Origin of the sequence: Falsiroseomonas selenitidurans, assembly GCF_012103215.1 — a bacterium.
Classification (GTDB): domain Bacteria; phylum Pseudomonadota; class Alphaproteobacteria; order Acetobacterales; family Acetobacteraceae; genus Falsiroseomonas; species Falsiroseomonas selenitidurans.
On record NZ_JAAVNE010000030.1, the window covers coordinates 1 to 13,355 of the forward strand.

The window sequence follows — 13,355 nt, forward strand, 5'->3', positions numbered from 1 at the left end:
GGGGCGCGGCGGCACCGGGACGGCGCGGACCGGCCGCGGTTCCGCCGGCCTTGCTGCGGCCCCTGCTTCGGCGACCCCTGCTTCGGCGACCCCCGGCGCGGCGGTCCCTGCCTGGCTGCCCGGGGCTTCGGCGGGCACGGCCTGGGCAGGTCGGGCCTCGGCAGGCGGCGCGGCAGGCGGCGCGGCGGGCGCCTCCGTGGTCGAATCCCAGCCGGCCTCGGCTTCCAGCGCCTCCCGCATCCGGCGGGTCATGGCCAGGGTGGTGCTGGCCTGGCGGCCGGGCAGCAGGGCGCGCACCCGCACCCGGCCTTCCAGGAAATCCTGCGGTGCCAGCTTCTGCGGCGCCCTCAGCCGGAAGCCCGGATTGCCGTCGTCGCGGGCCACATCGGCCTCGCATTCGGCCAGCACCTCCACCCCACGCATCAGGCGGATGGTGGGGCGCGCCTGGCGGTCCGTGGGATCGGCGGCCCAGCCGACGACCAGCTCCCCCTGCCGCAGCGCGTCAAGGAAGCCGATCAGCCCGCGCGGCGGCGCGGCGGGGCCGGGGCCGCTCATGCCCCCTGGCCCCCGATCCGATCCGTCTCGCGCGGCACCGCCATGGCCGGGCTAGAAGCGCGGCCGGCGAACCGGCTCCACCCCGCCGCCCCTGGCCAGGCCGCGCCGCCGCAGGCAATCGCTGAAGGCGCTCGATTCGGCCTGCGCCGCTTCCTGGCGGTAGCGTTCCTCGCTGGACGCCAGCCCGATCACCACCCGGCCATAGGCGTTGCGCACACCCGTGGATTGCGCGGCTTCCGCCCGGCAGGCGGCGAGTTCCGGGCTGTCGCTGGCCGGTTGCGGCGCGGCGCTGCCGCAGCCGGCCAGCAGCAGGCCCAAAGCGGGCAGGAGGCGAAGAAGGGGGGTCATGGCGCCTGCTCCAGCCAATCCTCGATCAACCGCCGGGCGATGGAATCCACCCGCGGCAGGGAGAAGCCATGCGCCGCCGGGTCGCGCAGCTGCGCGCGGCTGAACCAGCGGGCGTCCTTCAGCTCCTCCGGGTCGATGGTGATCGCCTCGGAAAGTCCTTCCGCATGGAAGCCCAGCATGATGCTGGCCGGGAAGGGCCAGGGCTGGGAGGAATGGTACAGCACATCCCCCACCGCGATGCCGGCTTCCTCCATCACCTCCCGCCGCACGGCTTCCTCCAGGCTTTCCCCCGGCTCCACGAAGCCGGCGAGGGTGGAATACATCGCCACGTTGGGGAAGCGGTGCGAATGGCCCAGCAGGCAATGCCCGTCGCGCACCACCAGCATGATGACGGCCGGGTCGGTTCTCGGAAAATGCTGCGCGTTGCAGTGGGTGCATTGCATGGCGTTGCCGGCGCTGCGCGGCGCGCATTCATGGCCGCAGACGCCGCAGAAGCGGTGCCGGGTGCGCCAATGCATCAGGCCGCGCGCATGCGCCAGCACCGAAGCCTCCCCCGGCGGCAGCAGGCCGGCCACTTGGCGCAGGTCGGTGAAGCCGCCCATGCCGTCGGGCAGCAGCGGCAGCGGGTCCTCGGCGGCGGAACAATCCACCGCGAAGACCGGCCGCTGCTCCCACAGGCCCAGGAAGGCCCAGGGGCCGCCGGCCATGCGCACGGCCTCGGCCGCCGCGCCGGTCAGCAGCACGGCTTCCGGCGCACCCTCGGCCACACCCTTCATGAGGCTGCGGCTGCGCCAGACCGGCGCGAACAGGGTTTCGGGATCGACGAGCGCCTGGGCGATCCAGTCCGCATCGTCCCGGCGGGTGCCCGCGCGGTCGAGAGGACTGCCGGTATAGGCATTGGGGCGGCTGGCTGGGACTGAGAGCATGCGGGCGGACCCTGCCACGCGCCCGTGATCGGGGCAACCGAGCGCCGGTTGCAGGGCCGAGTGGGCGGATCGGCCGCGGCCCCCCATTGCTCCGCGCCGCCGGAGCCCCGATATAGGGGTCGGAAGGTCGGCGACGGACGTGCCCCTCGCCAACCCGGTCAGGTCCGGAAGGAAGCAGCCGTAACGAGTTCTCGCGCGGGTCGCCCGCCGGCCTTCCACCCCTTCCCGCGGCCCTGCCATCCGGGCCCCCGCTTCCCGGACAGCGCCCGATGCCCAGCGACATCTTCGGCGATCCGATCGCCCCCGACGATCTTCCGGACCCGCCGCAGGACGGCCCCGGCCTGTTCGGCGACCCGGCGCCCGCCGCGCCGGCCAGGGCGCCCGAACCCGCGCCGCCCGCCACCACCCCCTACCGGGTGCTGGCCCGCAAATACCGGCCCCAGAGCTTCGCCGACCTGATCGGCCAGGAAGCCCTGGTCCGCACCCTGAAGAACGCCTTCGCCCAGGGCCGGGTGCACCACGCCTTCATGCTCACCGGCGTCCGCGGCGTCGGCAAGACCACCACCGCGCGCATCATCGCCCGGGCGCTGAACTGCGTCGGCCCGGACGGCAAGGGCGGGCCGACGCCCGAGCCCTGCGGCGTCTGCGCCGAATGCCGCGCCATCCTGGCCGACCGCCACCCGGATGTGCAGGAGCTGGACGCGGCCAGCAACAACGGCATCGACGATGTGCGGGAACTGCGCGAGCGCCTGCGTTTCCGCCCCGCCCAGGGCCGCTTCAAGGTCATCATCCTGGACGAGGTCCACATGATGTCCACGGCCGCCTTCAACGCCCTGCTGAAGACGCTGGAGGAACCGCCGCCGGACGTGAAGTTCATGCTGGCGACCACCGAGCTGCGCAAGGTGCCGACCACCATCCTCTCCCGCTGCCAGACCTTCCGCCTGGCCCGCGTGCCGCAGGAGACCCTGCGCGCCCATTTCGCCCGCATCTGCGACCTGGAAGCGGTGCCGGCGGAGGCCGAGGCGCTGGCCATGGTGGCGCGGGCGGCGGATGGCTCGGTGCGTGACGGCCTTTCCATCCTGGACCAGGCCATCGCGCTGGCCGGCGGCGGGCCGGTCTCGGCCGCGCTGGTGACGGAGATGCTGGGCCTGGCGGATCGCGGCCTGGCGCTGGACCTGATGCAGGCGCTGATGGAAGGCGATGCCGCCCGCGCCCTGGCCCTGGCCGAAGCGGCGCATGCCGCGGGCATCGACCCGGCCGTGCTGCTGTCCGACCTGATGGAGCTGGTCCACCTGCTGTCGCGCATGAAGACCGTGCCGGCGCTGGCCGAGGATCCGGCGCTGCCGGAGGCGGAGCGCACGCGCGGCGCCGCGCTGGCCGGGAAGCTCGGCATCCCGGTGCTGGCGCGGGCCTGGCAGATGCTGCTGAAGGGCCTGGCGGAAGTGGCGCAGGATGGCGTGAACCGCCGTGCCGCGGCCGAGATGGTGCTGATCCGCATCGCCCACCTGGCCGACATGCCGACGCCCGGCGAATTGGTGCGCCGCCTGACCGAAGCCGGCGCCGCGCCGGCCCAGGGACCATCGCCGGGACCATCGCCGGGACCATCCCAGGGCGGCGGGCTGCGGGCGGTCGCCGGCGGCCTGGCGATGGCCGCGCCGGCACCCGCTTCCCTGCCCCTGGCGGCGCCGGCGCCGGTCCCGCAGCCCGCCAGCTTTCGGGAGATCGTCGCCCTCGCCTCCGGCCGGAAGCCCAGCCTGCACGCGCATCTGCGGCTGAACGTGCATCCGGTGCGGGTCAGCCCCGGCCGGATCGAGATCCGCCCCCGTCCGGAAGCCCCGCGCGACCTGGCGCAGCAACTGACCGCCCTGATGCAGGAGATGACCGGCACGCGCTGGACCGTCAGCCTGGTCAACGAGGGCGGCGAGCCGACGCTGGCGGAACAGGGCCGCACGGCGGAGGCCGACCGGCTGGTGCTGGCACAGGGCCATCCGCTGGTGCAGGCGGTGCTGGCCGCCTTCCCCGGCGCCAGGATCGAGGCGGTGCGCGACACCACCCTGGATGCCTATGGCCTGCCGCCCGCCATGGCCGCCGACATGGCCAGCCTGGTGGATGGCGATGGCCGCGACTTCGCCCCGCCGGATGCGCTATCCGCCGGACCCGACGACGATTTCCCGCAGGAGGATTGAGGACGCCATGAAGAACCTCGGCAACATGCTGAAGCAGGCGCAGCAGATGCAGACCCGCATGCAGGAGATGCAGGCGAAGCTGGAGCAGACGGAGGTCGAGGGCGCGTCCGGCGGCGGCATGGTGAAGGTGCTGCTGTCCGGCAAGGGCGATCTGCGGCGCGTGACCATCGATCCGTCCCTGATGGTGGCCGATGACCGGGAGGTGCTGGAGGACCTGCTGGTCGCCGCCCATGCCGATGCCAAGCAGCGGGTGGAGGCGACGATGGCGGAGGAGATGCAGAAGGCCACCGCCGGGCTGAACCTGCCGGGCGGCCTCGGCGGCCTCGGCGGCCTCAAGCTGCCCTTCTGATCCCCACCACGTCGCTTTGCGACGCGGCGGGGGCCCCATCGACATCCCCACCACGTTGCTCCGCAACGCGGCGGGTGCCCCGGTTTGGCGCCGGTCCCGCCAGGTTGCTCGGCCTGCCGTGGCAAAGCCACGGCAGGATTCCGGCGATCGCCCTTGGGCCGCAGGCAGTAGGGAAAAATGGCTGACCGCGACCCGATCGAGCATCTGATCGCCCTGCTGTCGCGCATCCCCGGCCTCGGCCGGCGCAGCGCGCGGCGGGCGGCGTTGCGCATGCTGATGCGGCCGCAGGAGACGATGCTGCCGCTGGCCCAGGCGCTGGAAGCCGCCGCCCAGGCGGTGCGGCCCTGCGAGACCTGCGGCAACCTGGACGCGCAATCGCCCTGCGGCATCTGCCGCGACCCGCGGCGCGACCGCCACCTGGTCTGCGTGGTGGAAGGCGTGGCGGATCTCTGGGCGCTGGAACGCGCCCACGCGCATCAGGGCCTGTACCATGTGCTGGGCGGCGTGCTCTCGCCGCTCGGCGGGGTGGGGCCGGAGGATCTGTCCATTGCCCCGCTGCTGGCGCGCATCGCGGCGGAAGGGGCGGAGGAGGTGATCCTGGCCCTGCCGGCGACGGTGGATGGCACCGCCACCGCGCATTACGTGACGGACCGTCTGCAGCCCACCGGGGTGGCGGTGACCCGCCTGGCGCAGGGGGTGCCGATGGGCGGCGCGCTGGACGTGCTGGACGAGGGGACGCTCGCCACCGCCCTGCGCGCCCGGCGCCCTGCCTGACCCTCAGCGCGGCCGCCTGCGCAGCCCGTTGCCCAGCCCCTTGCCCAGCCCATGCGGCCTGGGCGCCTTGCCCTGCGGCCGCAGGGCCCGCACCGAGGCCGCCGGTACCGCGCCTTCCCCGGGCTGGGCCTCGCCTTTCGCCCGCAAGGCCGGTCGCCGGGTCCAGGCACGGGTGAATTCCGCGCCCAGCAGGAAGATCTGGGCGGAATAATACACCCACAGCAGCACCACGATCAGCGCCCCGGTGGCGCCGTAGCGCGCGGCGATGCCGCTGCCGCCGATGTACCAGCCGATCAGCGTCTTGCCGATGCTGAACAGCAGCGCCGTGCACAGCGCCCCCATCGCCACGTCGCGCCAGCGCAGCCGCCGGTCAGGCAGCACCTTGTAGATGGCCGCGAACAGCAGCGCGGTCAGCAGGAAGGAGACGGCGAAATTCGCCGCCTCCAGCAGGTTCGCCGCCTGCGGCAGCACGCTGCCCGCCCATTCCCCCAGCGCCGTCAGCGCGGCGGAAGCCAGCAGCGAGACCAGCAGCAGGAAGCCGGTGGCCGCCACCAGACCGATGCTCAGCAGCCGCGCCCGCAGCAGGTAGGAGACCGAGAGCCCGCGCGGCTCCGCCTTCCAGATGGCGTTCAGCGCCGCCTGCAACTCGGCGAAGACGGCGCTGGCGGTGACCAGCAGGATGGCGATGCTGACCAGCGCCGCGAAGCCGCCGCCCTGCGTCTGCTGCTCGAACCCGGCATCGCCGATCAGGCCCTGGATCGCCGTCGCCCCCTGCCGGCCGACCAGGCCGATGAGCTGCATGGCCACCGCCTCCCGCACCGCTTCCTCGCCGAAGGCGACGCTGGCCATGGCCACCGCCAGCACCAGCAGCGGGGCGAGGGAGAACATGGTGTAGCAGGCGATCGCGGCACCACGGGTCATTGCCTCGTCATCGATATAGCCCTGCACCGTTTCCGACAGCAGCGTCCAGGCGCCCTTGCCCATGCCGAAATCCCCCGCCCAAGGCCCGGGAGGGAAACCGTTCTGCGGCACCAAGGTTTCCCCACCCGCCGCGACCCCGCCACCTTGGCAAGCGCCGGCCTCTCGCGTAGGCCGGGTGGGAAAGCGGGAGAGGCAGCCAGATGGCCGAGATCGAGATCGACATTGCCGGCGAGACCTTCCTCGCCCGGTTCGAGGATGCCGACGCGCCGAAGACCTGCGCCCGGTTCCGCGAACTGCTGCCCTTCAGCGACCGCATCATCCATGTGCGCTGGTCCGGCGAGGCCTGCTGGATCCCGATGGGCGACCGCGACCTGGGCATCGGGCATGAGAACGCCACCAGCCATCCCGCCCCCGGCCACGTCATCGTCTACCCGGGCGGGGTCAGCGAGACCGAGATCCTGATCGCCTACGGCCCCTGCTGCTTCTCCTCCAAGGCCGGGCAGCTGGCGGGCAACCATTTCCTGACCATCACCGGCGGGCTCGACCGCCTGGCGAAGATCGGGCGCGCCGTCCTTTGGGACGGCGCCAAGACCATCACCTTCCGGAAGGGCTGATTCATGGGCGTTGCAATGGTCGATTCCACCGTGGGCGAGGGCGCGCTCGCCATCGCCGGCAAGCCGGTGGCGGTGCACTACACGGGCTGGCTGTTCGACCCGAAGGCGGCGGACAAGAAGGGCCGGAAGTTCGACAGCTCGCGCGACCGGGGCGAGGCCTTCCGCTTCCAGCTCGGCGCCGGGCAGGTGATCGCGGGCTGGGACCGCGGCGTGCAGGGGATGAAGGTGGGCGGCCACCGCACCCTGACCATCCCCCCCGAGTTCGGCTACGGCGCGCGCGGCGCCGGCGGCGTCATCCCGCCGAACGCCACGCTGGTCTTCGACGTGGAACTGCTGGAGGTCGGCTGACCGGCCAGGCGGGTGGGGGGTGGAAACCCCTTGCCCGCCGCTTCCCGCGCTTGCTATCAGCGCCCCTGCATCAAGAGTTGGGCCGACGCCCAACGCCAACCTGCCTTCCCGGGCAAGGTGGCGCCTCCTTCACCGGGGGGATGCGGCCGTTCCGGCAATCATTCGGGCAGCGCCGCCGTCGGTTCATGGCTTGAAGACCATGGGTTGGAGGCTGGCATGCTGGATTGGACGGGCGCGCGCCCGGATTTCTCCCTGTTTCTGGGGCCGGAGGATGTGGCGGAGTTCGTCGGCGCCTGCAGCTGGCGCGACCGCGCCGGGCGCTGCCGGCCGGCATTGCTGTATGTGCTGCTGCACCGCCGCGGGGCGGAGGCCTGGACCCATGCCTGCCGAATCGCGCCGGACCGCCGCCCCGGCCACCTGACCCTGCACCTGGAACGCGCGGCGCCGGGCGACCGCCGGGCGGAGCTGGCCGCCTGGCTGCGGGACGCAGCCGCAACGACCGCGCTGCGGGACGCAGCCGCAACGACCGCGCTGCGGGACGCAGCCGCAAGGACTGCGCTGCGGGACGCAGCCGCAAGGACTGCGCTGCGGGACGCAGCCGGAATGGCCGGTTGACAGCGCCAACGGGCGCGTGATCCTGCGGCCACAGGGCAGGAAACCAAATCATGAATCGCAGGACCATTCTGGCCGCCGCCGCCATTGCCGCCTTGGCGCGGCCGGCCCTGGCGCAAGGCCGCGCCGTGCGGCTGGTGGTGCCGGCCCCGCCGGGCGGCGCCATCGACGTGCTCGGCCGGCTCTACGCGCAGAAGCTGACGGCGGCGGGCGGCCCGGCCTGGCTGGTGGAAAACCGCGCCGGCGGCAACAACACCATCGGCGCGGCGGAGGTGGCGCGCAGCGCGCCGGATGGCAACACCTTCCTGGTCAATGCCGACATCCACCTGATGGGCAAGCGCGTGGTGCCCGGCCTGACCTACGACCCGGTGGCAGATTTCACCCCGATCGCCCGGCTGGCCACCGCGCCGCTGGTCATCGTCGGCCACCCCACCGCCAGCGGCGCCGGCAGCCTGGCGGAGCTCGCGGCGAAGATGAAGGCGGCGCCGCGGGACTACACGATTTCCACCTCCGGCGCCGGGTCCATGGCGCATCTGGCGGCGGAAGGGCTGAAGCGCCGCGTCGGCGCGGATGAGGCGGTTGTGGCGCATTACCGCGGCACCGCGCCGGCCATCAACGACGTGGTCGCGGGCAATGTCTCGCTGATGGTGGCACCGCTGCTCTCGGCGCAGCCGCTGGTGCAGGCGGGCCGGCTGCGCGCCTTCGCCGTCGTCTCCCCCACCCGCAGCGCCGCCATGCCGGACGTGCCGAGCGTGGAGGAGGCCGGGCTGCCCGGGCTGCATTTCCTGCTTTGGTACGCCGTCTGGGCGCCGCGCGGCTTTGCCGGCGGGCCGGCGGCCGCGCTGGCGCAGGCGCTGAACGCCGCCGGCCGGACGCCGGAGATCACCCAGCGCCTGACCGCGATGGGCGCCGAGGCGCATACCACCGACACGCCGGCCAGCTTCGCCGCCTTCATCGCGGAAGAGGACCGGAAGAACGCCCGCATCGCGGAACAGGCCGGAATCAAGCCTGAATGAGCCTGCCGATCCTGGTCGCCGGCGGCGGCATCGGCGGGCTGGCGGCCGCGCTGGGCCTGGCGCGGCAGGGCTTTGCCGTGACGGTGCTGGAGAAGGCGGCCGCGATGGGGGAGGTGGGGGCCGGCATCCAGCTTGGCCCCAACGCCTTCCACGCCTTCGACTGGCTCGGCATCGGTGAGACCGCGCGCGCCATGGCCATCCATATCGACCGGCTGCGGCTGATGGATGCGATGACCGCGGCGGAAATCTGCCACATCGACCTGGGCGAGGCGTTCCGGGCGCGCTTCGGCGCGCCCTATGCCGTGATCCACCGCGGCGACCTGCATGGCGTTTTTTTGCAAGGCTGCCGCGGCAGCGATCGCATCACGCTGCGCACCTCGGCGGAGGTGGTTGGGTATGAGCAGGATGCGTCCGGCGTCATCGCCACCCTGGCCACCGGGGAAAAACTGCGCGGACGGGCGCTGATCGGCGCCGACGGGCTGTGGTCCAAGGTGCGCCGGCAATTGGTCGGCGACGGACCGCCGCGCGTCTCCGGCCACACCACCTATCGCAGCGTGATCCCGACGGAACGGATGCCGGAAACGCTGCGCTGGAACGCCGCCACGCTGTGGGCCGGGCCGAAATGCCACATCGTCCACTACCCGCTGCAGGGCTGGAAGGCGTTCAACCTGGTCGTCACCTGCCACAACGACGCGGCGGCGCCCGTCGCCGGCAAGCCGGTGCCGGCCGAGGAGGTGCTGGCCGGCTTCGGCCATGTGCATCCGCTCGCGCGTTCCATCATCCACCAGGGCAGCGACTGGAAGCTGTGGGTGCTGTGCGACCGCGACCCGGTGGAGAATTGGGTGGAGGACCGCGTGGCGCTGCTGGGCGATGCCGCGCACCCGACGCTGCAATACCTGGCGCAGGGTGCCTGCATGGCGATGGAGGATGCCGTCTGCCTGGCGCAGACCCTGGCGGCGCATCAGGGAGAGGTCGCGCCGGCGCTGGCCGCCTACCAGGCGGCGCGCCTCCTGCGCACGGCCAGGGTGCAGTTGCAGTCCCGCGCGGTGGGCGATCATGTCTACCACCCCGCCGGCGCCCATGCGGCGCTGCGCAACAGCATCATGGCCGCGAAGACGCAGGCCGAATGGCAGGACACGCTGGCCTGGCTCTATGCCGGCCCGAAGGAGACGACGAGATGAGCGACGCCGTGGCGCATGCGATCCGCGAGCTGGTGCTGGCCAACCGCATCCTGGCGCGGGAGGAGGTGATCGACGATTTCGGCCACATCTCGCTCCGCCACCCGGAACGCCCGGACCGCTACTTCCTCTCCCGCAGCCGCAGCCCCGTGGCGGTGACCGCCGACGACATCATGGAGTTCGAGCTGGACGGCACGCCCGTGGCGCAGAACGGCAGGCGGATGTATTCCGAACGCGCGCTGCACTCCGCCATCCTGATGGCGCGGCCGGAGGTGATGTCCGTGGTGCATCACCACGCGCGCAGCGTCATCCCCTTCACCGTGGTGCGCAGCCTGGTGCTGAAGCCGATCTTCCACATGGGCAGCGTCATGGGGTCCGAGGTGCCGCTGTGGGACAGCCAGCCGGAATTCGGCGACACCAACATGCTGATCGACGACCTGCCGCGCGGCCATTCCCTGGCCCGCGCGCTGGGGCCGAACCGCAGCGTGATGCTGCGCGGCCATGGCGCCTGCAATGTCGGCGTGACCCTGCGCGCCGCCGTCTTCACCGCCGTCTACATGAAGCACAATGCGGAGATGGTGCTGGCCAGCATCCCGCACGGCACGCCGGAATACCTGACGCCGGGCGAGGTGGAGAAGACCGCGACCATGCTGCTGTCCGACATGCCGCTGGCCCGCGCCTGGGACTACTGGATCACCCGCGCCGGCTATGGCGGCGTCTGACGTTCAGCCCGGCTGCGGCGCGAACCAGCTCTCGAAGCGGGCGAAGGTGGCCTCCGCCCCGGCGATCATCGCCGCCAGCCGCCCCGCTTCGGCGCCGCAGGCCTCGATGGCGGTGCAGCATTCGCGCCACATGGCGCCGTGCCGCGCGCCATAGCCCCGCAGGAAGCTGCGCCCCGCCTCCCCCGGCAGCACGCCATCCAGCGCCCGCGCCAGTTGCTGGCCGCCAAGCGTGGAGCCTTCCGTCACATACAGGCAGCCCATGGCGAAGCCGGCATCCGCCGCCGGCGGCAGGGCCGCCACCGGGGCCAGCGGCGCCGCCCCCAGCGCCACCAGATCCGCCACCAGCAGCGGCGATCGCCGGCGTTCCTCCACCGCGATGCCGAAGGGCGCCAGCGAGGGCGCGGCGGCCAGCGCCGCCTCCACGCCCAGGTGGAAGCCCAGCAGCCGACGCAGCAGCGTCACATATTCCGCGGCACCGATGCGCCCGGCGGCCAGGCGCGCGAAGACCGGCACCTGGTGCAGCCGTTCATGCACCGCACCGGTCGCGTGCCGCAGGGCCAGCCGTGCGGCGTCTCCGGGCATCTTCTAATCCTCCGCCTCGGGCGGCGGCTCTTCGCTGGCGTGGCGGATCAGCGTCTCCAGCACCGCGGCGGTGCGGGCGACGGAGGCGCGGACCGACTCCAGCAGGTCCGGCATCCGGGCCACATCGACGCCATCGGCGATCTCCAGCGCCGCGAGCTGCGCATTCTCCACCACCGAGGCCAGGATTGCCTGGAAGGTGAGGTCCGCCTGGCGGTCGAGCCGCCCGGCGCGCTGCCGGCTGCCTTCCTCGATGCCCGCCTGGAAGCGCCGCCGCGCCGCCTCGGCCGCCTTGCGCTCCGCCAGGTCGTTGAACAGGAAGACGAAGCCCAGCACCCGGTCGGGCGCGGAAAACACCGGGTCGGCGCGCACCAGCACCGGCCTGCCGCCGCCCTGGCCATCGGCCAGCCGCACTTCCCCGCGCCAGGAGCGGCCATTGTCCAGCACGTCGCGCAGCCGGCGGCCGACATCGGCGGGGTCGGCGAAATAGGGCAGCAGGTGGTCGATGCGCCGCGGCGCGGCGCCGCGCAGCCCGGGCATCAGCCGGTCGAAGGCCTCGTTGCGCAGGTCGATATTGCCGGCCGGGTCGCAGATCACCACCGGTTGGGCCGAAAGCCCCACCTGCCGGCGCACCTGCGCCAGCTGGTCCTCCGCGATCAGCATCCGCACGGAGCGGAACTGCAGCACCACGTCGGTGACGGTGTCGCCGACCAGCCGGGCGGTGGCCAGATCCTTGGGCGACCATGGCTCTGACCGCCCCTCCACCACCTGGTTCCACTTGGCGAAGGACCGCCGGGGCGAGAGGTCGCGCGGGTCGTCGCCGACCAGCACCGGCTTGGTCGGGTCCCCGCCCCAGGTGACGGTGGAGACCTGTTCCGGCCGGAACCACACCAGGTATTCGCCGGGCGCGGTGGAGATCGGCGCCGCCAGCACCCCGGCGGCCACCCGGGTCAGCGGCCCCAGATGCGGCGCCTCCGCCACCAGGGACGCGGTGGCGATCACCGGGGCATGGGTGGTGGGGCCGCGGGCGCGGCTGTCCAGCCACTTGCCGATCTCGCGCAGCCCGGCGGTTCCCGGCACCTCCCCGGCGGTCTGCGTCTGGCCCTCGAACAGCAGGGCGGCGCCGCTGGCGCCCATCGGCAACAGCAGGGTCTGCGGGTTGTCGAACAGCGCGGTGCGCCAGTCCCCGTCGCGGGTGATCGCCTCGATCATCCGCTGTTCCAGGCGGCGCACGGCCAGTTCCGCCTGCGACTGCACGAAGGATTCCAGCGCGGCGATGCGCGTGCCCACGGCTTCCGCCAGCAATTCGGTCACCGCGCGCACCGCGAAGGGGGTGCGGCGCGGGGTCTGGTGGTGGCAGGAGACCAGGCCCCAGAGCCGCCCGCCCACCAGGATGGAGGCCACCAGCGTGGCGCCGACGCCCATGTTCTTCAGGTACTGGACATGCATCGGCGAACTGCTGCGCAGGGCGCACAGCGACATGTCGAGGTCCTGGCCGGTCAGCGGCGACAGCCGCGGCTCCAGCGGCACCGGCGCGTAGTGCACATCGGTCAGCACGCGCACGCGGTTGCGGATGTACAGCCGGCGCGCGATTTCCGGGATGTCGGAAGCCGGGTAGCGGTTGCCGAGATAGGGTTCCAGCCCCGGCTCGTGTTCCTCGGCGAAGACCTCGCCATGCCCGTCATCGTCGAAGCGGTAGACCATGACGCGGTCGTAGCCGGTCAGCTTGCGGAAGATCCGCGCCACTTCCTCGCAAAGCGGGCGCAGCGCGTAGCTGCCCAGGATGGCCTGCAGGGCGGGCTCGATGCGCGAGGCCGGCGGGTCCACCAGCGCCGCGCGCTCCAGCTCCAGCACCAGCCCGCCGGCCTGCCCGCCGATTCCGGCGGGGCGGTGGATCTGCGCATCCAGCTTCACGCCGCCGGCGCCGGCCGGGATGCGGGCAGCGGCCGGCACCTCATCCAGCGGGTCGGCCAGCAGCGGCATCACGGCGCGGGCGATGGCGGGCGCGAACTCCGCCAGCGGGCGGCCGAGCGGCGAGGCATCCAGGCCGAGGAAGGCGCGCGCATTGGCGCTGGCCTGCAGCACCACCAGATCCGGCTCGCGCAGCGCCAGCAGCGCGCCATGCGGCTGGATCGAGGCGGCGAGGTGGATCTGCTCGCGCTCGCAATTCGATAGATCGGCGTTGCCGAAGGCTGGGGATCCGGCGGCGGTGCCGGGCAGGTCCATG

14 protein-coding genes, 1 other RNA gene, 1 pseudogene and 1 riboswitch are annotated in these 13,355 nt (G+C 72.8%); of the genes and pseudogenes, 10 read left to right on the forward strand and 6 right to left on the reverse strand.

What is annotated here, in order from left to right; all coding sequences use genetic code 11:
- The 3 genes and pseudogenes from HEQ75_RS17415 to nudC form a co-directional block, all read right to left on the reverse strand.
- Nucleotides 1-555: pseudogene (locus tag HEQ75_RS17415) on the reverse strand (hypothetical protein); the annotation flags it as partial.
- A gap of 51 nt (nt 556-606) precedes the next feature.
- Complete coding sequence (locus tag HEQ75_RS17420; RefSeq protein ID WP_168032984.1) at nt 607-903, reverse strand: phosphoribosylamine--glycine ligase; 297 nt, start codon at nt 901-903, stop codon at nt 607-609.
- Nucleotides 900-1,829, reverse strand: a complete 930-nt coding sequence (nudC, locus tag HEQ75_RS17425) for an NAD(+) diphosphatase (protein ID WP_168032986.1) — start codon at nt 1,827-1,829, stop codon at nt 900-902. The genes HEQ75_RS17420 and nudC overlap by 4 nt, the downstream gene beginning before the upstream one ends.
- A gap of 121 nt (nt 1,830-1,950) precedes the next feature.
- Between nudC and ffs the strand changes: the two genes are divergently transcribed.
- The 4 genes from ffs (at nt 1,951) to recR (ending at nt 5,138) form a co-directional block, all read left to right on the forward strand.
- Nucleotides 1,951-2,049: signal recognition particle sRNA small type (gene ffs / locus HEQ75_RS17430), an RNA gene on the forward strand.
- A 49-nt stretch (nt 2,050-2,098) separates the two neighbouring features.
- Nucleotides 2,099-4,015, forward strand: a complete 1,917-nt coding sequence (locus tag HEQ75_RS17435) for a DNA polymerase III subunit gamma/tau (RefSeq protein WP_168032988.1) — start codon at nt 2,099-2,101, stop codon at nt 4,013-4,015.
- A gap of 7 nt (nt 4,016-4,022) precedes the next feature.
- Nucleotides 4,023-4,364, forward strand: a complete 342-nt coding sequence (locus HEQ75_RS17440; protein WP_168032990.1) for a YbaB/EbfC family nucleoid-associated protein — start codon at nt 4,023-4,025, stop codon at nt 4,362-4,364.
- A gap of 177 nt (nt 4,365-4,541) precedes the next feature.
- Nucleotides 4,542-5,138, forward strand: coding sequence for a recombination mediator RecR (gene recR / locus HEQ75_RS17445; protein ID WP_168032992.1), 597 nt, complete (start codon nt 4,542-4,544; stop codon nt 5,136-5,138).
- Between the two features lie 3 nt (nt 5,139-5,141).
- On the opposite strand, the gene HEQ75_RS17450 is transcribed toward recR, so the two are convergent.
- Nucleotides 5,142-6,122 (reverse strand): YihY/virulence factor BrkB family protein, encoded by a 981-nt coding sequence (locus HEQ75_RS17450; RefSeq protein WP_168032994.1) that lies wholly within the window; start codon nt 6,120-6,122, stop codon nt 5,142-5,144.
- 137 nt (nt 6,123-6,259) lie between these two features.
- Between HEQ75_RS17450 and HEQ75_RS17455 the strand changes: the two genes are divergently transcribed.
- From HEQ75_RS17455 to HEQ75_RS17480, 6 genes are all read left to right on the forward strand, one after another.
- The gene (locus tag HEQ75_RS17455; protein WP_168032996.1) at nt 6,260-6,673 is read left to right on the forward strand and encodes a DUF3830 family protein; all 414 of its coding nucleotides are present in this window, start codon (nt 6,260-6,262) and stop codon (nt 6,671-6,673) included.
- A gap of 15 nt (nt 6,674-6,688) precedes the next feature.
- A complete protein-coding gene (locus HEQ75_RS17460) occupies nt 6,689-7,021 on the forward strand; it encodes an FKBP-type peptidyl-prolyl cis-trans isomerase (protein WP_235961876.1) in 333 nt (110 codons plus the stop codon).
- A 62-nt stretch (nt 7,022-7,083) separates the two neighbouring features.
- Nucleotides 7,084-7,193, forward strand: a riboswitch (SAM-I-IV-variant riboswitch).
- Between the two features lie 44 nt (nt 7,194-7,237).
- Nucleotides 7,238-7,636, forward strand: a complete 399-nt coding sequence (locus HEQ75_RS17465) for a hypothetical protein (protein WP_168033000.1) — start codon at nt 7,238-7,240, stop codon at nt 7,634-7,636.
- 50 nt (nt 7,637-7,686) lie between these two features.
- Nucleotides 7,687-8,649 (forward strand): tripartite tricarboxylate transporter substrate-binding protein, encoded by a 963-nt coding sequence (locus HEQ75_RS17470; RefSeq protein WP_168033002.1) that lies wholly within the window; start codon nt 7,687-7,689, stop codon nt 8,647-8,649.
- Nucleotides 8,646-9,830, forward strand: coding sequence for a 3-hydroxybenzoate 6-monooxygenase (locus HEQ75_RS17475; protein WP_168033004.1), 1,185 nt, complete (start codon nt 8,646-8,648; stop codon nt 9,828-9,830). The genes HEQ75_RS17470 and HEQ75_RS17475 overlap by 4 nt, the downstream gene beginning before the upstream one ends.
- On the forward strand, nt 9,827-10,549 hold the full coding sequence (locus tag HEQ75_RS17480) for a class II aldolase/adducin family protein (RefSeq protein WP_168033006.1): 723 nt from the start codon (nt 9,827-9,829) through the stop codon (nt 10,547-10,549). The genes HEQ75_RS17475 and HEQ75_RS17480 overlap by 4 nt, the downstream gene beginning before the upstream one ends.
- A 3-nt stretch (nt 10,550-10,552) precedes the next feature.
- On the opposite strand, the gene HEQ75_RS17485 is transcribed toward HEQ75_RS17480, so the two are convergent.
- On the reverse strand, nt 10,553-11,131 hold the full coding sequence (locus HEQ75_RS17485; protein WP_168033008.1) for a biliverdin-producing heme oxygenase: 579 nt from the start codon (nt 11,129-11,131) through the stop codon (nt 10,553-10,555).
- A 3-nt stretch (nt 11,132-11,134) separates the two neighbouring features.
- Entirely contained in the window at nt 11,135-13,354 is a 2,220-nt protein-coding gene (locus HEQ75_RS17490) for a GAF domain-containing protein (protein WP_168033113.1), read from the reverse strand.
- Nucleotide 13,355 lies beyond the last annotated feature (1 nt).